This is a genomic window from Staphylococcus succinus (genome assembly GCF_029024945.1).
Taxonomy (GTDB): domain Bacteria; phylum Bacillota; class Bacilli; order Staphylococcales; family Staphylococcaceae; genus Staphylococcus; species Staphylococcus succinus.
In genome coordinates this window covers 1,506,277-1,528,286 of sequence record NZ_CP118976.1, presented here as the reverse complement: position 1 = coordinate 1,528,286, position 22,010 = coordinate 1,506,277, and the positions used below count along the sequence as shown (strand labels likewise).

At 29.7% G+C, this 22,010-nt stretch carries 18 protein-coding genes; 13 read left to right on the top strand and 5 right to left on the bottom strand.

All coding sequences use genetic code 11. The features are described 5' to 3' along the window. The first annotated feature begins 232 nt into the window (after positions 1-232). A complete protein-coding gene (locus tag PYW31_RS07490) occupies positions 233-367 on the top strand; it encodes a hypothetical protein (protein WP_275115336.1) in 135 nt (44 codons plus the stop codon). An 85-nt stretch (positions 368-452) separates the two neighbouring features. Here the strand turns inward: PYW31_RS07490 and PYW31_RS07485 are convergent, their stop codons facing one another. The 3 genes from PYW31_RS07485 to PYW31_RS07475 all read right to left on the bottom strand — a co-directional run bounded on the left by PYW31_RS07485 (position 453) and on the right by PYW31_RS07475 (position 3,379). Then, positions 453-692 carry a DUF3923 family protein gene (locus PYW31_RS07485; protein ID WP_046836381.1) on the bottom strand — a complete coding sequence of 80 codons (240 nt, stop codon included), beginning with the start codon at positions 690-692 and terminating at the stop codon, positions 453-455. Positions 693-1,636: 944 nt separating this feature from the next. Further along, positions 1,637-2,245, bottom strand: coding sequence for a stage II sporulation protein M (locus PYW31_RS07480; protein ID WP_046836382.1), 609 nt, complete (start codon positions 2,243-2,245; stop codon positions 1,637-1,639). Between the two features lie 951 nt (positions 2,246-3,196). Then, positions 3,197-3,379 (bottom strand): hypothetical protein, encoded by a 183-nt coding sequence (locus PYW31_RS07475; RefSeq protein WP_275115335.1) that lies wholly within the window; start codon positions 3,377-3,379, stop codon positions 3,197-3,199. A gap of 1,140 nt (positions 3,380-4,519) precedes the next feature. On the opposite strand from PYW31_RS07475, the gene PYW31_RS07470 reads away from it, so the two are divergent. The 4 genes from PYW31_RS07470 to PYW31_RS07455 all read left to right on the top strand — a co-directional run bounded on the left by PYW31_RS07470 (position 4,520) and on the right by PYW31_RS07455 (position 11,224). Further along, the gene (locus PYW31_RS07470) at positions 4,520-6,832 is read left to right on the top strand and encodes a CDP-glycerol glycerophosphotransferase family protein (RefSeq protein ID WP_046836391.1); all 2,313 of its coding nucleotides are present in this window, start codon (positions 4,520-4,522) and stop codon (positions 6,830-6,832) included. Between the two features lie 19 nt (positions 6,833-6,851). Next, positions 6,852-7,811: an accessory Sec system protein Asp2 gene (locus tag PYW31_RS07465; protein ID WP_103356951.1), complete on the top strand. Its 960-nt coding sequence runs from the start codon at positions 6,852-6,854 to the stop codon at positions 7,809-7,811. A 1,095-nt stretch (positions 7,812-8,906) separates the two neighbouring features. Further along, the gene (locus tag PYW31_RS07460) at positions 8,907-10,190 is read left to right on the top strand and encodes a ParB N-terminal domain-containing protein (RefSeq protein WP_046838160.1); all 1,284 of its coding nucleotides are present in this window, start codon (positions 8,907-8,909) and stop codon (positions 10,188-10,190) included. 29 nt (positions 10,191-10,219) lie between these two features. Further along, complete coding sequence (locus PYW31_RS07455) at positions 10,220-11,224, top strand: phage lytic cycle repressor MrpR family protein (protein ID WP_046838159.1); 1,005 nt, start codon at positions 10,220-10,222, stop codon at positions 11,222-11,224. Between the two features lie 623 nt (positions 11,225-11,847). Here PYW31_RS07455 and PYW31_RS07450 read toward each other — a convergent pair. Then, positions 11,848-12,783, bottom strand: coding sequence for a helix-turn-helix transcriptional regulator (locus tag PYW31_RS07450; protein WP_046838158.1), 936 nt, complete (start codon positions 12,781-12,783; stop codon positions 11,848-11,850). Between the two features lie 78 nt (positions 12,784-12,861). Between PYW31_RS07450 and PYW31_RS07445 the strand changes: the two genes are divergently transcribed. Next, positions 12,862-13,515 (top strand): FMN-dependent NADH-azoreductase, encoded by a 654-nt coding sequence (locus PYW31_RS07445; RefSeq protein ID WP_046838157.1) that lies wholly within the window; start codon positions 12,862-12,864, stop codon positions 13,513-13,515. A 125-nt stretch (positions 13,516-13,640) separates the two neighbouring features. Here PYW31_RS07445 and PYW31_RS07440 read toward each other — a convergent pair whose 3' ends face one another. Continuing rightward, the gene (locus PYW31_RS07440; protein ID WP_046838156.1) at positions 13,641-14,165 is read right to left on the bottom strand and encodes a hypothetical protein; all 525 of its coding nucleotides are present in this window, start codon (positions 14,163-14,165) and stop codon (positions 13,641-13,643) included. A 1,440-nt stretch (positions 14,166-15,605) separates the two neighbouring features. Here PYW31_RS07440 and PYW31_RS07435 point away from each other — a divergent pair. The 7 genes from PYW31_RS07435 to trpA are packed head-to-tail and all read left to right on the top strand — an operon-like array spanning position 15,606 to position 21,926. Further along, positions 15,606-17,012: an anthranilate synthase component I gene (locus PYW31_RS07435; protein ID WP_046838155.1), complete on the top strand. Its 1,407-nt coding sequence runs from the start codon at positions 15,606-15,608 to the stop codon at positions 17,010-17,012. Continuing rightward, entirely contained in the window at positions 17,009-17,605 is a 597-nt protein-coding gene (locus PYW31_RS07430) for an anthranilate synthase component II (RefSeq protein WP_063410258.1), read from the top strand. Before PYW31_RS07435 ends, PYW31_RS07430 begins: the two co-directional genes overlap by 4 nt. Beyond that, a complete protein-coding gene (gene trpD, locus PYW31_RS07425; protein ID WP_046837472.1) occupies positions 17,574-18,590 on the top strand; it encodes an anthranilate phosphoribosyltransferase in 1,017 nt (338 codons plus the stop codon). Before PYW31_RS07430 ends, trpD begins: the two co-directional genes overlap by 32 nt. Further along, complete coding sequence (trpC, locus tag PYW31_RS07420; protein WP_046837471.1) at positions 18,574-19,356, top strand: indole-3-glycerol phosphate synthase TrpC; 783 nt, start codon at positions 18,574-18,576, stop codon at positions 19,354-19,356. The genes trpD and trpC overlap by 17 nt, the downstream gene beginning before the upstream one ends. Beyond that, the gene (locus tag PYW31_RS07415; protein ID WP_046837470.1) at positions 19,353-19,985 is read left to right on the top strand and encodes a phosphoribosylanthranilate isomerase; all 633 of its coding nucleotides are present in this window, start codon (positions 19,353-19,355) and stop codon (positions 19,983-19,985) included. The genes trpC and PYW31_RS07415 overlap by 4 nt, the downstream gene beginning before the upstream one ends. After that, the gene (gene trpB / locus PYW31_RS07410; RefSeq protein ID WP_046837469.1) at positions 19,985-21,199 is read left to right on the top strand and encodes a tryptophan synthase subunit beta; all 1,215 of its coding nucleotides are present in this window, start codon (positions 19,985-19,987) and stop codon (positions 21,197-21,199) included. The genes PYW31_RS07415 and trpB overlap by 1 nt, the downstream gene beginning before the upstream one ends. Next, a complete protein-coding gene (gene trpA / locus PYW31_RS07405) occupies positions 21,192-21,926 on the top strand; it encodes a tryptophan synthase subunit alpha (RefSeq protein ID WP_046837468.1) in 735 nt (244 codons plus the stop codon). The genes trpB and trpA overlap by 8 nt, the downstream gene beginning before the upstream one ends. Positions 21,927-22,010: the final 84 nt, after the last annotated feature.

Here is a 22,010-nt window from a genome sequence, read left to right as displayed (position 1 = left end):
AGGTGTTGGCGTTGCTTTAAATGAAGAAAAAAGAATAATAAAAAAGTTTGATTTTAGGCACTTTTATTGGTTTTTAGAAACGAGTTTCTTCTTATCTTAATATTCTATAGAGGTGAGGAAAAGTTCAAATTATTTATCATTTACAGTCATCGGTTATATTATATTTGGAATCATGTGTATAACACTCAATATGCTATCGATTGAATAGTATAAAGCAGTTATAGTTGCAATATTGAATTCGAATGATAAGGTATTAGGTTATTTTAAGCCAGTAACACTTATTGAATCAGTTGTTATTAATACAGCTATTATTTATTTAATTAGTCTATTAATCCCTAAATTAATTACATATTTAAAGGCAGAATAAAAAGAGGCTAGATAATAAATCTAGTCTCTCTTTATTCTTTTGATGATTTAGTTATGTAAATAGGCAATAGATTATTGTAAATAACTTAAGCCATTTTATTTTGCCTTTTTGATAAAAATAGGTTAATTATTAACCATATTATTTGTATTATGAATGGCATGACATACGCAGTACCTAAAACAGCTATGTTGATCCATTTCAATTCAGTAGTTTGTATAGCGCCTGATGCGTCTACATTTCTTGTCCAAAGAAAAATAGTAAAGCTTATAAAGCTTAAAAATTCAATAGCCCCTATAGTCCACCAAAAAATCCATGAAATTTTCATTTCAATCACCTTCTTTTTTAAATTTGATATTAGAATAACTTACCAACTTTCCTGACTCTTTTGGTTTGAAATGAGTTTCTTCTTGTCTTGATACTAGATAGATATAACGTCTTTTTAAAAGTGTTTTAAACAGTATTTTTATATGTAATATAACGCTGAAAGGTATATGGATGTAAAACAGGCTAATTAAAAAATATTTTGTTTTTTATCAAACTATACTCAACTTTTTTAAGCGAGTTTATCTTTTTGTGAATTTACTCGTAAAGTGATTGAAATAGGTCATTATCGTCGCAAATATTAATGATGATAATAATATTCTTATAATGTTAATTTCTTTTGTAACAACCCCAAAAAATATAATGTCTAGTATAAAAAAGACTATGAATATGAGTATGAAATATTTAACTAAACGCATCAGTAATCCTCCCTTTATATTCTTAAGTTTACTATCTAAAAGGATAATGATGAACATGAAGAAGCTATAATAAATAAAATGTTCGAATTTTTATGCAATAATCCAAAGTATAACTAGGATAATTATTGATATAATAAATGTTACAGACATTAATGGAGATAACTTATCTACCAATTTTTTATATTCTTTATCAGCTGCATTTCTTTTTTTAATTCCCGAAACTTTATTCCTAGATATAAGGCTTCTAATAAATTAACTATTAGTATCAATATTAAAATTGTAACTATCATATATGTGTACCTCCTCAATTTTTATGTAATTTAGTTGTTGCTATCTTTATGATTTCTTCTTCATAACTTTGTGTATGGCATTCAAGCGTGTTTATTTTGCTCACATCTGCATTTTAAGAAAGACGAATACTTCAAAATACCTCTTAAAATCCAAGTGAAGATATGTAAAAACAAAGAGTCAACTTAGATAAAATAGATGGTATTGTTATTTAGTTTTACAAAGTAAAACAACTTATTAATTAGTGAAACAAATTATCTATAAAAGAGGGGAAATATGTTTCTATAAATGCTGCTATTATGTATAAAGGTAAAGCAATAAAAACGTAGATTTTAAATAAATTAATTATAGCTAATTTAAGAGAGAACCTTTCTTTTTTATTTTTCCTGAAAAGATTGCCGATTTTTCTAATAATCGCTTGATTTAATTTATATAAACTACTGATAACAAAGCACATTGCAAGTATCTCGATGATTGTATGTGGCATTGAAGATAGAACCATTATAGAGCCTTTGTAAACATCAAGATGAACTGCAAATCCAAAAAGAATACCTGTAATTATAATTGTACTAATTAGATTAGCGAAATATAAAAATGGGATTGGAATCATGGCGATGGTCAGCATTTGTAAAGGTGTTTTAAATCCATTATTTATTATGTATTCCCAAACTTTTTTCAAACCACGAGCTTCTGAAAGTTTACTAGAAGTGCCAGAACCTAAATTTTTTAATGTTGCGAGTGAGGGTGTAAAGATAATTGCTAGAACAAACGTAATTATGAAAATAATTGTTGCTAGTATAAATATCTTTATTGATCTTTTGGTGTAATCATTGTCTCTTATATTGAACATAATGTACCTCTCTTATTTAATTAAAAAAACACTTTATCCGAAATATTACTATCAAATCTAGATGCTTTTCTTTTTGAAAATAAAACTAATTAAAAGTGAGAAAAAATATAAACGATAGTACGAATTATATTAATTATCTAGGTAAATTATTACTACTAAAATTGATAATAGTGTATAAAAACATGCTCCAATGATCAAATGTTTTTTATCAATTTTCAATTCAGCATTACTTTTACCTGATCTCTTTTTTTGAAATCTTCCAACAGATAATTGGTAATATGTACAAGCCGGAATAAATACAAGAATGAATAAAAAAGCGTATAAGTATTGCAAAAAAAGCTCCTAACTGTAAATGCTATAGTTACTTGTTATATCATGTAAGATTAGTATTTCGCTTTGCTTCTTTGCTTATGTCCATATAAATCTCTAATAACATAAACAATAGCAATAATAATTATGTAACCAATAGACCATTTAACATTAATGATATTAGTAATTGTTAATAACAAGAAGTAAGTTAAAAATAATAGACCTACAAAATTATTTAAATATGTTCTTAATTTAATTTTTACTATATCTCGTTCACTTCCTTCTTTGAATTCATCAAAGCCTTAATTAAATCAGCTCTTTTTTAGAGTGTTCGAGTATGTATGAGTTAGAAATAGGAAGATAAAAAAATAAAGGCTTAACGTCAATAAAGCAACATTAGTTTTTTTCATTTCTTGTCCAAAGGAAAAATAATGTTGTAAGGATGAATGATGATATTATACTTGTTGTTAAATCATAGGAATCTAGTAATAGACTCGATAAAGAATAAACAATTAAAGCTATCATAAATACGATGAAGATCTTAATGAATTTCAATATTACTTCTCCTTGTGTTTACGTTTTTTTAAACGCGTTTTTTCTTGTGTTGATACTATATAGAACATCAAGTTATTAAATAGTTTATCATCTTTTATTTTTATATATATAAAATGCAAATTCAACAACATAATGTATTGCTGCGCCTGCAACAGCAGCTAATACAACGAGTGATATTAAGTTATATTTTTCATACATATCTGTAATTGAATAAGTAAGCAAACATATTAGCAACAAAATAAATCTGGCTAAAGTTTTCTGATCTTTCACGTCTTTCATAATAATCCACGCTTTCGTTTTTAATAAGAATTTAATAAACACTCTTACTAATATGATATAATAATATATAAATGTCAAAAACTTTTTGTTTTTTAAAATAAAAAGTTTTTAAAATTATATTGTCTAAATGAAAGCCGGTGTTTTGTATTAAGTGACATGTTTTTGTGTCTTATAGAAATAAGGGAAGCTCTATTTGTTTTGGTAATATATTGAATCATAGGAGACAAATGTAATGAAAAATTCAATAATACTTTCAATTCTCTTAGGGGTCATTTATATTGCAGCAGCTAACTGTTTCTTGCCGTTTTTAATAATGGTAATGTAACTACAGCTTTACCGTTAATTCTAATCCTTGCTTATATAGTCAAAGTCGCAGAAGAAAAATGACTCACAATAACTTAGTGAAATAAATTCAAAATTTAATGTACTCCATGATCTACAATCAGATAAACACGCTTTTGACATAATAAGTAATAAAATATAATAAGTTTGTTAATTTTTGGGGGAGTAGTCGTAAATCAAAATATTTTTGAAGTAGGTGCATGATACTAAACCGATATAACATCATTCAAATGCCATGTTTTACAATAAGTTAAATTAACTGTTGTTTTGAATATTATATTACTTATAATTATATGTCGGAATTTTATCTTTTGTAACTCCTAATTTTTTGATATTTATTAATGTGTTATCATAAATATTCGAAGGAGGTACAACCTGTGAAACTACATAAGGCTATCAATATTATAATATGGCTACTATCACTCTTTACTTTTTTCTTATACTCCTTTGACAGGATTGACATGACTACATTTGTCGTAATTTACATAGTTATTATAATAATAATGATTTATACAGACATAAGATATAAAAAACGCAGTGAATAACCTTTGTAAAACAATTATAGTCAGTCTGCCTTTTGATATTACTATCATAAATACTAGTTAACTATATCTTGCTAGATATGGTTAATTTTTTATTTACAAAAAATTAATGATAAAATATAAAAATAATATAGATTTTGTTTGGAGCATATAGTATTATGTTAGTCATAAGGAATAGAATTGTTAGGGAAGACAGTTTATTCAGATAATATTAACCGACAAAAAAATAGGGAGTTTTGGTGTGAAAATGAGAATAAACATTTTAGGGTTTAATATTTTTGCTAAGGGCGGCACATCTAGAAGTAATATCAATTTAATTAAAGCTTTTTTGGAAAATGGCCATGAAGTTAAATATTTTAATAAACAGGATTTTGAGCCAAGTGAAATTACAAAATTAATTATACATGAAAGATTTGAATCAGCTAAATTTAAAGTTTATACAATGGAAGATTATGATGAAATGTCTAATGGCGATATTTTAATCATTACTAGGGAAGACCTGTTTAAATGTTCACGTATTGTTAAGCAAAAAAATGAAGGCATTAAAATAGTTGGAGAAATACACGGGCCTCTTGAATATATTAGTGAAGATATAGACTTATCATTAGACACTATCGATAGTATTAGAGTTAGCACTAAGTCAATTAAAGGTAAGTTTGAAATAAAATATGAATTTAATTCGGTTTTTAATAATTATGTAAATGCTCAACATATAAAAATTAATGAAAATCCCTCTAATACAAAAAGAAATTTATTAATTAAATCTAGATTCGAAGATGAAATAAAAGATATTTCATATGTAATAAAACTAATGAATTATATTAAGAAAAATACAGATAGACAAGACATTCAACTGTACATCAAAGGATATGGGCCTTCAGAGACTTTATATAAGAATTTAGTTAAGTATTATAACTTAGAGAGTAATGTGCATATTAATGGTAAAGAGCCAGTTAATTATGTTTATGTTTCAACTTCTCCATATGAAACACTCGGGTATTCTATATTAGAAACTTTAGCAGCTGGTAATCAGTCACTCGTATACAGAGGTGACGATAATGTACTTGAGGAAATATACAGTAAGTATAATGGCATCAAATTCCTAGAAAAGAATTTAATAGCAGACAGTAAAAAAGTCTTAGAAGTATTTGATAATAAATATACAAGAAATGAAAGACAAGAAGATGTGGGTAATTTAACAGAAGACTTTGTTAATGATAATTATGCTGAAGAGTATCTAAAAAGACTATATGAAGTACTTAGTAATGATAACAAATCGCATAGTCCAATCTATAAGTTAAAAAGAGATAACACAGCTAAGTTGCATAAATTAAATCGTAGAAAGAATATGTATGAAAAATTAAAGAGCAAAGAGTTTTTCAATAAATTGTTAAATAGTAATATAGTATTTACTAAAATGAGAAAGCTATATGATTATCGAAAAAATAAGCTTGAGATGAAAATACTTGATGATATAGATCCTGAAGAAAACAAGGTGTTTATTGAGTCATTCCACGGAAGTAACTTTAGCGGTGATCCTAAATATATTGCATTAAAAATAAAGGAACAATTTAAGGATAAAAAAGTGTTTGTAAGTTCATCTAATTCATTAGTAGATATAGAAATTAGAAATCATGGTTTTATACCTGTTAGATTTGGATCAGAAAAATACAAGAAAACGTTTCGTGCTTGTAAGTATGTATTTATGAATGGTAACTCATGGGATAAAGTATCTAAAGACAGTAGGCAAGTATTTATTCAAACATGGCATGGCTTTCCACTTAAAAAAATGGTGAATGACCTGAGTAATGTGCAAGAGAAGGAAGCACAATTAAAACAGTTCATACCTAGAATGAAGAAATGGGACTATCTCATAACTTCTTCTGATATCAATACTATGTTGCTTCAATCAGCATTTCAATTACAAAAAAACAATAAACTGAATATAATTGAATCAGGAGCACCCAAAAATGAATATCTATTAAATAATAATAGTGTAGAAGAGTGGAACAGAATTCAAAATAAATATCTATTTGAGCACGATCCGAATGCAAAATATATATTATACTGTCCGACATGGAGAAAAGGACAAAGAGATAGCCTAACAAAAATAAATTTAATTAAGTTACTACAAAATTTACCAGAAGAATACAAAATAATCGTTAAGTTGCATCCAAATGAATCAAGGCTACGTGGTAGATATAATAATCTAGACTCGAGAATACATTGTTTTTATAATGAATTTGTTGATATTCAAGAGTTATATATATTAAGTGAAGCAATGATTACAGATTATTCTTCAACTATATTTGATTATGCGCATTTAAATAAGCCTATTTTCTTATTACAAGAAGATACAAATGACTATCAACAAGAAGTAGGATTTTATTTTGATTTAGAAGAAATAGGTAATTTTCCAGAAGCTGCGAAAGATGAAGTGAAGTTGGCGAATCAGCTAACTAGAATAAAGAGGATAAATTACAACTCAGTTACTAAAACATTAATGAATAAGGATTCAATTGGAGCAACAAATAAGATTTTAGATACAGTTTTTAAATAAATAATGTGAGGAAAAGTTAATGGAAAATAAAGTTTTTGATTTAAAGGAGAAAATTAAATTTGAAGATCAAAAGAGAATTTTAATAGATACAGGTGATCAAGAAAACTATATACAAAAAGCACGAAAATCAGCAGATATTCATCAACAATACAAGGATTTATTAAAGCAAGATTATATATTGTATTTTCATCAAAAAACGATATCAAAATTTTATAAAAGAGAATATGTAGGAGAATTATTCCAAAGAAAAGATCTCATCAAATTTAATCATTTATTCTATACACTTGATGCTCCGGAAGGAAGAAAAGTGAATGAGGAAGTGCCACGAAAATTATTAGTTATATTTACTTGCATGCCTAATGCGAAAGAATACGATAGTTCGCTTATACCTAAGCGTATGTTTCCCAAATTTTTTGATGGAATTGAAAAGAGCTTAGTGAAAAATGTGTATACAATGAGAATTATGGATATCAATGTGTCGCATGGTTCACACTACATCAATACTACGAACTATCCAGAATATGAAAGAGATATTAAAGGAGCAATTGAATCTGTTCAAAGTCAACTAGATATTACTACTGAAAACATAGTTTTATATGGTGGATCAAAAGGGGGAACAGGTGCTATATATCATGGTGCTGCTTTAGATTTAAAAACATTAGCTGTAGACCCAATTGTAAATATTGGTGGAAAGTTAGAGCAAAATGATAGAAGATTTTTAAAAGATATTCGAAAAGAAGATTTAGTACCAACAATTAATGGTAATTTAAATAAACAGAATACTTATGATAAATATGTCATTTGCAGCGATGAGGTACCGTTATATTACAATGAAACGAGCAGGATAGATGAACAAAATATTAATAAAATAAACGTGAAAGATAAGATGATTACATCACATCCAGAAGTCTCTCGAAACACAGTACCAGAACAGTTAACTATATTAAACTTATTATTAGGGTTAAGCAATATACTATAGATCTGAAGAACGGTGATTGCTACTATTGTATTACTTTAGGCAAGATGGAAAAAATAAGGAAAACTAGAAAAATAGCCTGTCTTTACATGAGACAGGCTATTTTTCTAATTTACTAAGAGTAAAATTTATTTAATGAAAGTAGTATGTTTTTGAATTAAATTGAGTTTAGTAATTTAAGGTGAATACAACGTTAGGCGAAAAATAGAAATAATATATAAAAATGTAGGGATGCTATATGCAGGTAGGAAAAATGATAAGGATAATAATCCAGTATATATTTGATTGGTTTTCCAATTTAAGTGATTCATCTTTAATATTGTTGGTGTCGTATATAATGATGTATCAATAAAATTTTTTGAAGTTTTTAGCCGTTTTACCGGGTCAAATTATATCAAGTGTCAACTATCCCGAACACTCACATTCTCTCATTCAATCCATCTTATCCAATTTTGCTCATACTCCACACAACAAGCTATCTCGTACCGATTATATAACAACACACATGACATGTTGTACATAAACCATATAGTTATTGTATTACGAATAAAATGAAATAAAATATAGTAAGGTCATGATAAAAAGTGGTGTATTATAATAAGCCTTTTATGATAATAGAAAAGGGATAGCAATAATAAACCCCACTTTATTAAAATTGAAAGGCGGGTAAATTTGATAGATATGTATATATTGTAAAAAACAAAACAGATAAATAAAATTAACAGTTAAACAAGTTTTGGGGCGTTAAAAGTCCCTTTAAGTATAACGGTAATGTGTTATGAGTCATTGATTTTCTATGTGCTAACTATGAGACATACAACTAGAAATCAAGATATTTTTACCTTGTTTGAAATAAAATATAATTAGTTGCATAATCGTATTGTCATAAAATGATTCTTGTAGTAAGCTATAAATAATAAGAAATAACTTATGCTCAATAAGTGTACATATGTATAGAAGTAACATATTTTGTATTGAAATGAAATATAGTGATTTTACTAAACGTAATCACATTATTAAACGGAATTGAAAATATAATAAAGAAAGAATTAAACATAATTAATTAAAATATTGAAATCTAAATTAGAGGTAGTAATAATGGAAAAAAAAGAAATACTGTTAAATATTGTGGCTGAGTTAAAGAATCAAAAAAATGATGAATACATAGAAAAGATAGCTAAAAATATGAATTTTAATTACAGTGTCCCAGAAGGTGTTGCTATATCTTTTACATCACGTGAACTTGATGATAGCTTTTTTGCGAATACTGATATTAGATTAATCACTTTATATATTATGGAAGCGTTTAAAGTAATGGGTAGGGAAGAAATGCTTAATAAATATGTTCTAAAAGGTGAGCAACAAGAAGCTAAGCAATTTGATTTTACAGCTTACAAAAAGCAAGATGAAATTCAATTGCCCTATGAGTTTTCTCCGGCGTTACCAGTAAATGATGTTTATAGTACTAAGATGTCTGTTAAAGTAATTTCTGACTTTGTAAATAGTGGTATTATTAATTATAATTTTGATATTCAACGTGAGTCCAAATTGGAAAAAAGACTATCTTCAGTTGTAAAGATTCCAACGATCAACCAAAAAAATGTAAATGAAATAACAAAGCATCTTTTAAATGGTACATTAAAGGAAAGTACGTTATATTTAAACGCAGCGCCAACAACCTCAGACAGTGGAGATGAGCTGATGTATGATTCTAATGACCATAGCTTAATTGTTACTGAAGGTACACGCATAGATGTATTAGATGGTTATCATAGATTGTTAGCGACACAAAAAGCTTTTAGAGAAAATCCTACTATAGGTTTTGAATTCAATGTAGTATTTAGTAACTTTACAACTTCTGAAGCAATTAAATGGCAAGCGCAACATAGTAAAGCTACATCTTGGTCTAAAAATAGAGTGACTGAAATGCAACAAGAAACAAAATCTGCTAAAGTCGTTAAAGCTATAAAAGATTCTGATACAGAGTTTGATGAATTGATTTATACAGGACAATCAAGACAAGGACTCAGAAGTTCTTTAATCACGTATAACCAGTTAACCAAAGTGATTGATGAATGTTTTACAATTCAAAATAGAAGAGAAGAAGTAAAAATAGCTGATGACTTAAGTGGAATCTTGTTAATGATAAACGAAATTAAGAAAACAAATAAAACATTACGATCACAAATGTATATAAACGCTTTCGTTAAATTATATAAAGATGACTATAATAGCGATATTAAAAAATATATGGCTTTTTTAAATAATGTCTTAGAATATTCATATGATAAAGCGTATGATTTCGTGCTACATGAAAAACAAGATGCACAAGCTAAAAAAGCAGCTTACAATAAATTAAGAGAACTAGAACAAATGCTATAAGGTTAAAAGAAAATGAGGAGAGATTGAAAATGGCGTTTTATAACCACTTTTTTAAAGAAGAGTTTTTAAGTACTGTTTCAGAAAAAAACAGATATTACTATCGCTCATTATTCAATAGAAGTGCAACTTTAGAACAACAACTAAATAAAGACTTATATAACTTTACAGATGCAGAAGTAGAGATATTTTTATATAGTATTAATACATCACAAAAGAATACATTAGTAACTTATCTTAATCAAGCTAAAAACTATTGTGAGTATGCCATTGAAAAAGGTGGAAAGATTAGTAACATTAACGTATTCAAATCTTTTTCATATGGGTCGCTAGACAAATATACAGCTAAGCATAAAATGAAGCACCTTTCCAAAAATGATTTAGAAATTGCTTTAAAAGATATTGTTAACTCAAATGATTTTGCTTTGTACGTTGCGTTATTTGAAGGTGTAGGTGGTTTTGAATATACAGAGCTCTCAGAACTTAAAATTGACGATGTTAGAGAAGCATATAATAAACCTGTAGAAGATGGGTACGTCATAGAGTTAAGAAGTGAACAGAAGCATTCTAAAGAAATTAAAACTAGAAAATTAACTGTCACTAAAAACCTATTGAAATATTTAGAGCAATCACATGCACAAAAAACATATCTCTTAAAAAATGGGGCTTCTGAGTTCACTAAAAATGAAAGAGATATTATAGATGGTTCATACGTATTTAGGAATGTGACTACAACGAATAGACCAGATGGTAAAATAGATAAACAATTTATATATCGTAAAATCAAAGTGTTAAGTGAAGCAACAGAGGGAGAGATATCATCTATATCTACACTTATAAACTCCGGTGTCATTTACTATATGTATCTACTTGCAGATGAGGATAATAAAATAGATGTCAAAGACTTAAAATACGTAACTGATCGATTTGGTTTATCTGTGAATTCGCTATCACCACATTCTTCTTATAAAACGTTGGCTAAGAAACATAAAGAGGCATTAGAGGTTAATTATGGTGCTTCTTTTGCTAGTATATAAACCCTAAAAGTATTTAAGCTCATATTTAAAATATTGTAGATAGCTTGACTATTTTCGTTACAATCAGCTTGGTTAAATAATAATGATTGTGACGAAAATTTCTAATGAAGTGAAGTGTTTTTAATTTTTTTGATAAAGTGTTCAACTATACTCATTCAATGTTAAAGTTTATAGTCATTAAATAAACTTTTATGAGAATTTTTAAAAACAAAATATAGAATTAATTATTGTTAAATATAAGGATAAAAGGAATATTCCGAAAATTGAAACGTATTACAACATTTGATTGTTTACAGTGTAGTTATTATAAGTTATTGTTAATTAAAGTGAGAGGAATGGGTAACCTCTCCGCAAAGTTTTTCAGACATTCTATTTTTGGAGACGATTATTATACATGGGTACAAATTTTTTACATATGTTATAATCTAGCGTTTCCTAAGCTGTAAGGTATATACCTTACAGCTTTTTTGTATTTAATAAACGCTTTTAAAACACTAAAAACAAAATATGATATAATGGGAAAGTCAATTTATCTGCTTTTTATAACTGCAATTACATCAACGATTGTAACTTTCGTCTGCGCATCAATGCGTTCCTTCCTCAAGGGTTTACCCAATAATACATTAATTATACGTATTTAAAATACTTTTTAATTTATTTATATAGCTATTTTTAAGTTGTTCAGGATAGATGATTTTCACATGTTCACCTAATGAAATTAAATATTGCACCATATAAGTAAGTTCGTCTTCGTTATAGCCTCCAGTAATATAAGGGACATCATCAATATACACTAATTCCATATTTGGATAATTTTTCTTATGATATAATTCTACGCCCAAAGAGGTTAGCTGACACCTAAAAGAGATATTATGGTATGTATCTTCATAGTTAGTTTGAAACTGTTCTAACGCTTCTCTCGAATAAGGCGTAATTTCATGATTCTTGAATTTTAAAGCAGTGATATAATCACAGCGATAAGTTCCCCATTGTTCATTATTAATATCATACGCACTACAGAACCAGATGCCATTCCTATAAAACAGATCATAGATTTGAATATAAGTTGTTATATTTTTATGTTGCGTATAAGTTATTGAAACCACGTATTCGTTCATTATAGAAATTAATATATCAGATAAAAATGGGGATTTATTAATAGGGGCTATATTATAGTAATAAATGTAATTTAAAACTTTAGAAATATCTTGTTTCTTATTAAATGGTAAAGTAGCGAATAGTTTTTCTTTAATTTGAGTATAAGATTTTTCAAAAGGGGTGCTGGATAATATATCTAATGCTTTAAGTGCAAAAAAGATAGCTAATATTTCATCATTGCTAAAATAAACAGGAGTCAATAAATTTTGAGTAATCAATTTATATCCGCCATAGCGACCATTTTCAACATAAATACCTAGTCCCATAGCTTCAAGTTCTTGTATATCTCTTAATGCAGTTCTTTTGGATATATTAAACGCGTTCATAATATCTTTTAAATGAAATGAAGATTTATCACTTAAGAAAATGAGTTCTTGATTTAATCGCTCAGATTTTTTCATAATTTCTCCTTTAATGGTGTCGTATTTAGGCACCATTGAATTTTATACTTAGTTTATCAAGTAAGAAGGAGAATGTATATGCAAACATTAATCATTAATGCTCACCCAGATTGTGAAAATAAAGGTAGCTTTACTTATAAATTACAAGAGTTGTTTTTAGCAAAATATAAGGCTGAATTTCCAGATGATAACCCTGAAATATTGAACTTATACGCAATCAATTTACCCCGTATAGAAACAACAGAATTATTGCATATTTGGAATAAACAGCGTAACCAAGAAACATTAAGTGAAAAAGAAAAGGAAATTGAAGTCATTACTTCCGGATTATTAACCCAGTTTAAAAATAAGCACCGTATAGTCATCATTTCACCACTGCACAATTTTAACGTAACATCTCGTTTGAAAGATTACATGGATAATATATTACTTGCACGCCAAACGTTCCAATATACGAATGAAGGTTCAGTTGGATTAATGACTGATAATTATAAAGCGCTATATCTACAGGCTAGTGGATCAATATATACTAACAATGATCGCTATACTCCGCTTGAGTTCTCATATCAATACTTAAAAGCTATGTTTGAAGACATCATGGGCTTTGATGCGTTATACGTAGCTCGTGCTCAAGGGACAGCGATTTTACCAGAAGAAGAAGTTTTAGACAGTGCGAAAGAAGATTTAGCAAAGGTTTTCGAAAAATTTTACGATAAGCAACTTACTTTGTAACATTTAATAAAAATAATAAATAAAATTGAAGCAGAGAATTAACATTTGAACTTCAATGATCGATAATAAATTATAAAAAACCAACCTATGAAAGGTTGGCTTTTTTATTTTAATAAGGTTATAAACTATGCTTTTTTTCTGAATTTATTCAGCATAATTATGCTGATACCTAACATCAATACAAATGTACTATACAAAGTATGTTGAAAAGGTATAGATTCTCCGGATTCTGGTAGTTTATCTTCTGAATCTTTCTCAATCGTAAGTTGTTTACCAGACGGTGTAGTAATTTCATTATTTTCTTGTGCTAACTCATAGTCATCGAGTTTTAACGTACCAGATGTTTTAAAATCATTAGCATCTTTATCTCCAAATAATAATTGACCATTGGATTTATCCACTTTTATAATTTTTATACCACCGACGCCTGTAGATTGATATGTTGGAATAATATAATACGAATCTTTATCTTCCACTTCTCCTGTAGGTCTTAGTCCTTTATCTTGATAGTGAAATGTTTCGGAAACTTTCTCAATGGCATCATTTTTTAATTCAGTTTCACCCTCGACTGATGCTTCGATAGGATTATGTGTCAAAAACATTGTCGTTGCTAAAAGACTAGAACTAAGTGTAAAGATTTTTTTGTTCATAAAATAGTTACCCCTTTCTTTTAATGATTTAAGCATATCATAAGTGTATAAATAAATTAATATGTATAAATACATTAACAATATTCAAAGATTAAATTTACAATATATTGTACTAAGTTATACAAATTTAAAGAAGTAAACAATTTATGAGGTTAACTGCTGACGTACAAGAATGATAGGTGTCGTACTGTTGTATTAAAAATAGCTATAGCTATATTAGTTTAAATAATCTTAGTAAATACATTTCAAAGCATCAGAAAGCACCCCTCTAGGTAGAAAGGGATGCTCGAGAAATTATGAAATGTGTAGTATAGAAAGTTAACGCTGACAAGCAATAAGGAGTAATGTCCTTTTATGCTAGATTGATACTGAAACCTAGTACAATTTTGCTTTCGCATAATGATTAGACTGTTAACCCCAACAGTCATTAAAACCATGTGAAAGCTTAAACTTGAAGGTAAGGACAGGAACGGTTAACCTGCCCTTAAATACACCGTATCATTAATTGTTAAAAATACAATGGCAAACTATATAATTATACATAAACTTAATAGTGCGAAACACAGAATTTACAATATCGTGTAGCACAAATAGGTATGCTGATGAAAAGGTTGTAAAATTTTTGGTTTTTAACAGGTTATGCTATAACCAATACCTCGCATAAAGATGTTCACAACAAATCGTATTTCTTATACTAAAGTACCAATCTAATAGCATTTCTTTAATGATAAGTGGAGTGAACAACTTGTAATGACACCTTCTCATATCAATTATTAATCATAAGCAGGTCATTTATTAAATAAAGGGAAATGTAACTTGATGCATTGAGATATAATCAGCTATTTCCTATTAAAAATTATATTTATTATTGTCTTGATGTGTAGGCTCAATGTACGATTTATTGTTTAACAATAAGAATAGTCAAATTTTGAAGTTGACAAAATCGAATTATACTTGTACCATACTAATTAATTACTTTCGCAACACAAGTTGCCATTTGGAAGATAACGTAGCATATATGTCATGTAGCAAGAAGAAAGCTAATGGTTGATGAAAATTAGCACTACATATATAGTGAATTGGGCTTTTAAATGAGATTAAAATTATAAATAAAGCAATTAAAGTGAACAGAATCTGTTAACTAAGGTGGCACCACGGTAACGCGTCCTTACAGTATGCGTTATTGTGGTGTTTTTTTGTTACAAAAAAACAAAATGAAGTAAGTGATGAATGGGTAGCAACAGAAAGTTAGTGGTTGATGAAAACTAACACGCACATCTACTGAAATTGGGTTTTGTTGGATTACAAATGAAAATGAATGAGTGAGTAGGTCAATATATCGATATGATGATATATCTACTAATTTAGGTGGTACCGCGCGTCAGCGTCCTTAACAATTATTGTTATAGGATGCTGATTTTTTTATGAGGAGGAAAGTAAATGAAAGTACAATATCAAAAATTAAATGCAGAAGTAACGCCAGAAGCATTAGCAAGATTAAGAGAACAAAAAATCGTTTTGGAAAGTTCAGACCAATCTAAACTTAAAGGTCGCTATTCAATTGTTATTTTTGACACATATGGTTCAATTACATTGGATAATGAACACATGGTTGTGCAAACACCGAAGGAAACCCAAGTAGTCACAGAAGAGCCATACATCAAAATGAAAAAACTCATCGACGATTATAAAGCAGAAATAGCAGACGAAGCATTAACAGACTTACCATTTATCTCAGGTTTTGTGGGAACATGTAGCTTTGATTTAGTAAGACATGAATTTCCAATCTTAAAGGAAATTAATTTAGAAGACCATACACAACATGATGTTAAGTTTCACATGGTAGAAGATGTGTATGTCTTTGATCACTATAAAGAGCACCTTTACGTAATTGCAACAAATTTATTTTCTGGCCAGAGCGAGGATCAATTAAATGCACGTGTCAATACACGTATAGAAGAATTAAAACAAATCAATATCTATCCATCATATATAGAAAGTGAACAAAATGAAAAAGTTATTGAATCTAATATAGCACCAGAACAATTTATGGCAACAGTGAGTAAAATGAAAGCACTTATTCAACAAGGAGATATGTTCCAAGTCGTACCATCTATTATTTATAGTTATAAACATTATTTTTCTAGCCAAATACAACAATTGTCATATCAATTATATCAAAATTTAAAAAGACAAAATCCAAGTCCATATATGTACTATTTAAATATGGATCATCCGATTATAGTCGGAAGCTCTCCTGAAAGTTTTGTAAAAGTACAAGGTCAAACTGTAGTGACTAATCCAATAGCTGGAACAATAAAGAGAGGTAAGAATGAAGCAGAAGATCGGGCAAATGAAGACAAACTAAAAAATGATGAAAAGGAACTGAGTGAACATAGTATGCTTGTTGACTTAGGTAGAAATGATATTCATAGAGTATGTAAAATCGGGACATCCACAATAGAAAAATTAATGACAATTGAACGCTATGAGCATGTGATTCATATTGTCAGTGAAGTTACAGGCAAGTTGAAAGAGAATTATTCACCGATGTCCGTCATAGCAAGTTTATTACCAACTGGCACAGTATCAGGTGCACCTAAACTCAGAGCTATTCAACGTATTTATGAAGTTCAACCACATAAACGTGGTGTATATAGTGGAGGCATTGGATATATTAATTGTAATCACGATTTGGATTTTGCATTAGCTATACGAACAATGATGATTGATGAGACTTATATTAATGTACAAGCTGGCTGTGGTGTGGTTTACGATTCAGTTCCAGAAAAGGAACTTGAAGAAACAAAACTTAAGGCAAAAAGTTTATTGGAGGTATCACCATGATATTAATCGTCGATAATTATGATTCATTCACATATAACTTAGTAGATATGATTGCACGACAAGAAGAAGTCATCGTTAAATATCCAGACGACCCAACGATCTATAATTTAGATGTAGAAGCACTTGTTATTTCGCCAGGTCCAGGTCATCCTATGGATACAACGCATCTAGAACACATCATTGAGCACTATCATCATAAACCTATATTAGGTGTATGTTTAGGATCACAAGCATTAACGTGTTATTACGGCGGTGATGTGATACAGTGTGAAAATATAAAGCATGGTAAAAAAGATCAAATGAAAATTGTAGATGAGACATTGTTATATAAAGATATTCCAGAATATTCAGAAATAATGAGATACCATTCACTTATGAGTAACCCTGATACTTTCCCAGAAAGTTTAAAAGTGACGGCGCAAACAAAAGATTGTATACAGTCTTTTGAACATAAGATAAATTTACATTTTGGTATACAATTCCATCCTGAATCGTTTGCAACAGAATATGGTACTCAGATGATTAACAACTTTTTAACAGTAATGAAGGAGGTCAGAGACAATGGTGCTACAAACACAGTTGAAACAACATAAACCGTTAGATCAAAAACAAATGGATGAATTTATAGATATACTCATTGCTAAAGATATAGACGATCAAATGAAAATTGAGTTGTTAGAAGTGTTTTCTGAAAAAGAAATCACCCAAGAAGAATTAACATTTATTTCTAATAGTTTGATTCGTTCGATGTATCCTCAACAACCATATTATCCAAATAGCATGTGTGTATGTGGCACCGGAGGAGATAAATCGAATAGTTTTAATATTTCTACTACAGTTTCTTTTGTTATTGCAAGCTCTGGCGTACCTGTGGTTAAACATGGAAATAAAAGCGTTACTTCTTCATCAGGGAGTACAGACCTATTAAATGAAATGAATATTAAAACAACGTCAGTGAGTGATACAGCCGAAAAATTAGATAGTAATGGATTAGTATTTTTAAGCGCAACTGAAACGTATCCAATTATGAAGCATATCCAGCCATTAAGAAAAGCGTTACGTAACCCAACCATCTTCAATATTACTGGTCCAATCATCAATCCGTTTAAACTAGACTACCAAGTTATGGGTGTTTATGAAACATCGAAATTAGAAAAAATAGCACAAACATTAGGGGATTTAGGGCGTAAAAAAGCAATTGTATTGCATGGTGCTAATGGCATGGATGAGGCGACATTATCAGGTGATAATATCATTTATGAAGTGAATGACCATGGAGAAATTAGTCATTATACATTGAATGCTCAGGATATAGGTTTAAGTTATGCCTCTAATGATCAACTTGTTGGAGGTACACCTCAGGAAAACTTAATCATCAACAAAAATATACTGAATGGCACAGATCGCAGCGCTAAGAGGGATGTTGTAGTCTTAAATGCTGGGATTGCCCTTTATGTTTCAGAACAAGTTTCAACTATTCAAGCAGGTGTCCGCAAAGCTCAAGAATTAATAAACACAGGACAAGCTTTACAACAATACAACAAAATGGGAGGTAAGACATATGACTATATTGGATGAAATTGTAGCATATAAACAAACATTACTAGCACAAGGATATTATGAAGAAAAGTTAAAATCTTTAAATCATATAGATATATCGCATAAACCTAAATTCCAAACACTGATGGATCAATCGGATCAGTTAGCAGTCATAGCTGAAATTAAATCTAAAAGCCCTTCTTTAGATCAATTACCGGATAAAGATTTAGGACAACAAGTTCAAGATTACGAAGCTTATGGTGCGAACGCAGTTTCAATATTAACTGATGAAAAGTATTTCGGAGGTAGTTATGAACGTTTGCAAAAATTAACGACTGAAACATCGTTACCAGTATTATGTAAAGACTTCGTAGTAGATTCTATACAAATCGATGTCGCAAAAAAAGCTGGTGCTTCAATTATCTTACTTATCGTTAATGTGCTCAGTGACGAGCAATTAAGCGAGTTATATGATTATGCCACTGAACAAAACTTAGAAGTATTAGTCGAAGTACATGATAAAGCAGAACTTGCACGTGCATACAAACTTAATCCTCAAATCATAGGGGTAAATAATAGAGACTTAAAACGTTTTGTTACAGATGTCTTGCATACTAATGAAATATTAGAAGATAAAAAACAAGGATATTATTATATTTCAGAAAGTGGTATTCACACTAAAGAAGATGTCGAAAATATAGTTAAATCAGGCATTGATGGTCTGCTCATTGGTGAATCTTTAATGAAATGTGATGATTTAAGCCAATTCTTACCAAGCTTAAAGTTAAATAAGGTGCAGCAATGAAACTAAAGTATTGTGGATTTCGTACACTAGAAGATGTGAAAAAAGCAAAAGACTTAAATATCGATGCTATGGGCTTTATCCATTATCCTAAAAGTAAGCGATATGTTGATATCTCCACCATTAAACAACTTACAGATATTATACCTAATGATAAAGAGAAAGTAGTTATCGTTGTTAACCCTGAGTATAATACTTTGATACAATTAATAGAACACACCACCCTCACTACCATACAATTTCATGGTAATGAAACGTTAGAATTAATTCATGATATTAAGTTATATAAACCTACAATTAAAGTTATTAAGGCGTTGCCTGCAACAGATTATGAAACATTGGTGAAAGAAATTGACTATTATAAAGATAGCGTAGATCAATTTATCTTTGATACGCCATCATCTTCGTATGGTGGTACAGGTCGAACATATAATTGGGAACAGTTGAAACCCATTCAGCATATTGATTACTTAATTGCAGGTGGTATTAACTATGAACATATCAAAACAATCGAAGCATTAGATTTATCACATAGTGGTTATGATATAGCTAGTGGTATAGAAACAAACAATGAAAAAGATAGCGCTAAAATGCAATTAATTGTTGAACATGTGAAGGGAGAAAATAAATAATGATGAAAAATATACAGACAGAAACGGATGAATTTGGATTTTTTGGTGCATATGGTGGCCAATTTGTACCTGAAACGTTAATGCCAGCTGTACAAGAGTTAAAAAAAGAGTATCAAAAAGCGAAAGTAGATCCAGAATTTCAAAAAGAATTAGATGGTTATTTAAAAGATTATGTAGGTCGTGAAACACCACTTACCTATGCAGCATCGTATACTGAAAAACTTGGCGGTGCAAAAATTTATTTGAAACGTGAAGATTTAAACCACACAGGCGCACATAAGATAAACAATGCTCTAGGACAAGCATTGTTGGCTAAACGTATGGGTAAAAATAAACTTGTTGCGGAAACTGGAGCAGGACAACATGGGGTTGCTAGTGCTACTGTTGCTGCTTTATTCGATATGGAACTAGTTGTCTTTATGGGCGAAGAAGATATTAAAAGACAATCCTTAAATGTTTTTAGAATGGAATTGTTAGGTGCAAAAGTTGAACCGGTGACGGAAGGACAAGGTACATTGTCTGATGCAGTTAATAAAGCGTTGCAATATTGGGTAAGTCATGTTGAAGACACACATTATTTATTAGGTTCTGCGCTTGGCCCAGATCCATTTCCTACGATGGTCAGAGATTTTCAAAGTGTGATAGGGTCAGAAATCAAGACACAAATTGTTGAGAAAGAAGGCCGGTTACCAGACGCAATTGTTGCATGTATAGGTGGAGGTTCAAATGCAATAGGTACATTTTATCCATTCATTCAAGACGATGTGAAATTATATGGTGTTGAAGCTGCAGGAGAAGGCTATGATAGTAATAAGCATGCGTTAGCGATTAATAAGGGAAAAGAAGGCGTACTACACGGCACTAAAATGTATTTAATACAAGATGATGATGGGCAAATTGAGTTAGCGCATTCTATATCTGCTGGCTTAGACTATCCTGGTGTAGGGCCAGAACATTCATATTACCATGATATTGGTAGAGTAAAATACGAAACTGCCAGTGACCAACAAGCGATGGATGCACTAGTTCGCTTTACAAAAGCAGAGGGGATCATACCAGCGATAGAAAGTGCACATGCATTAAGTTATGTAGAAACGTTGGCACCAACAATGGATGAAGAAGCAATTTTAGTCGTCACTGTTTCCGGTCGTGGAGATAAGGATATGGAAACAATTAGAAATTATATGAGAGAAGAAGGTGAAACGCATGCGTAAATTATTTATTCCTTATGTAATGGGCAATAAAGCCTTTATAGAAAATGTGAAAACATTAAGTGATGCTGGAGCAGATATTATAGAAGTTGGGGTGCCATTTTCGGATCCAGTCGCAGATGGACCAGTTATCATGGATGCCGGTAGCAAGGCGATAGAAGAGGGCGTTAATGTTCAATATATATTAGATAAGCTAATGAAACATAAATCCTCTATATCTAGTGACTACGTTTTAATGACATATTATAATATTATTAATTTCTATGGAGAAGCAGAATTTTTAGCAGCCTGTGAAGCAGCAGGTGTTTATGGTTTAATCATTCCAGATTTGCCACATGAACTCATACAACAATTAAAGGCAAGGCATCCTGAGCGCAAAGTTAAGTTAATCTCGTTGATAGCTATGACAACTTCTGATGAACGTATGAATGAAATTGCTAAGCATGCGGAAGGATTTATATATACCGTTACTATGAATGCAACTACAGGAGAAAATGGTAAATTTCATCCCGAACTGAAAAATAAAATAGCACATATTAAAGCAATTGCTAATGTGCCAGTGGTTGCTGGTTTTGGTATTCGTACACCAGAACATGTATCCGATATTATAGAAGCTTCAGATGGGGTTGTAATAGGCAGTGAAATCGTAAAACGCTTTGCCAGTGATACACAAAAGGATACAGTCAAATACTTAAATTCAATTAGAACGGCACTTAATCAAGCAAACTAAATCAATTTTGTATGAATAAAATTAGTACATTCAGGGTATACAATGACGAGAGAATGATTAGTAAGACTGTAAATGTTAACTGGT

Excerpts from the sequence above, each read along its gene's own strand:
- PYW31_RS07485 (WP_046836381.1), bottom strand. The coding sequence starts at position 692 with ATGAAAATTTCATGGATTTTTTGGTGGACTATAGGGGCTATTGAATTT.
- PYW31_RS07480 (WP_046836382.1), bottom strand. The coding sequence starts at position 2,245 with ATGTTCAATATAAGAGACAATGATTACACCAAAAGATCAATAAAGATA.
- PYW31_RS07470 (WP_046836391.1), top strand. The coding sequence starts at position 4,520 with ATGAGAATAAACATTTTAGGGTTTAATATTTTTGCTAAGGGCGGCACA.
- PYW31_RS07465 (WP_103356951.1), top strand. The coding sequence starts at position 6,852 with ATGGAAAATAAAGTTTTTGATTTAAAGGAGAAAATTAAATTTGAAGAT.
- PYW31_RS07460 (WP_046838160.1), top strand. The coding sequence starts at position 8,907 with ATGGAAAAAAAAGAAATACTGTTAAATATTGTGGCTGAGTTAAAGAAT.
- PYW31_RS07455 (WP_046838159.1), top strand. The coding sequence starts at position 10,220 with ATGGCGTTTTATAACCACTTTTTTAAAGAAGAGTTTTTAAGTACTGTT.
- PYW31_RS07450 (WP_046838158.1), bottom strand. The coding sequence starts at position 12,783 with ATGAAAAAATCTGAGCGATTAAATCAAGAACTCATTTTCTTAAGTGAT.
- PYW31_RS07445 (WP_046838157.1), top strand. The coding sequence starts at position 12,862 with ATGCAAACATTAATCATTAATGCTCACCCAGATTGTGAAAATAAAGGT.
- PYW31_RS07440 (WP_046838156.1), bottom strand. The coding sequence starts at position 14,165 with ATGAACAAAAAAATCTTTACACTTAGTTCTAGTCTTTTAGCAACGACA.
- PYW31_RS07435 (WP_046838155.1), top strand. The coding sequence starts at position 15,606 with ATGAAAGTACAATATCAAAAATTAAATGCAGAAGTAACGCCAGAAGCA.
- PYW31_RS07430 (WP_063410258.1), top strand. The coding sequence starts at position 17,009 with ATGATATTAATCGTCGATAATTATGATTCATTCACATATAACTTAGTA.
- trpD (WP_046837472.1), top strand. The coding sequence starts at position 17,574 with ATGGTGCTACAAACACAGTTGAAACAACATAAACCGTTAGATCAAAAA.
- trpC (WP_046837471.1), top strand. The coding sequence starts at position 18,574 with ATGACTATATTGGATGAAATTGTAGCATATAAACAAACATTACTAGCA.
- PYW31_RS07415 (WP_046837470.1), top strand. The coding sequence starts at position 19,353 with ATGAAACTAAAGTATTGTGGATTTCGTACACTAGAAGATGTGAAAAAA.
- trpB (WP_046837469.1), top strand. The coding sequence starts at position 19,985 with ATGATGAAAAATATACAGACAGAAACGGATGAATTTGGATTTTTTGGT.
- trpA (WP_046837468.1), top strand. The coding sequence starts at position 21,192 with ATGCGTAAATTATTTATTCCTTATGTAATGGGCAATAAAGCCTTTATA.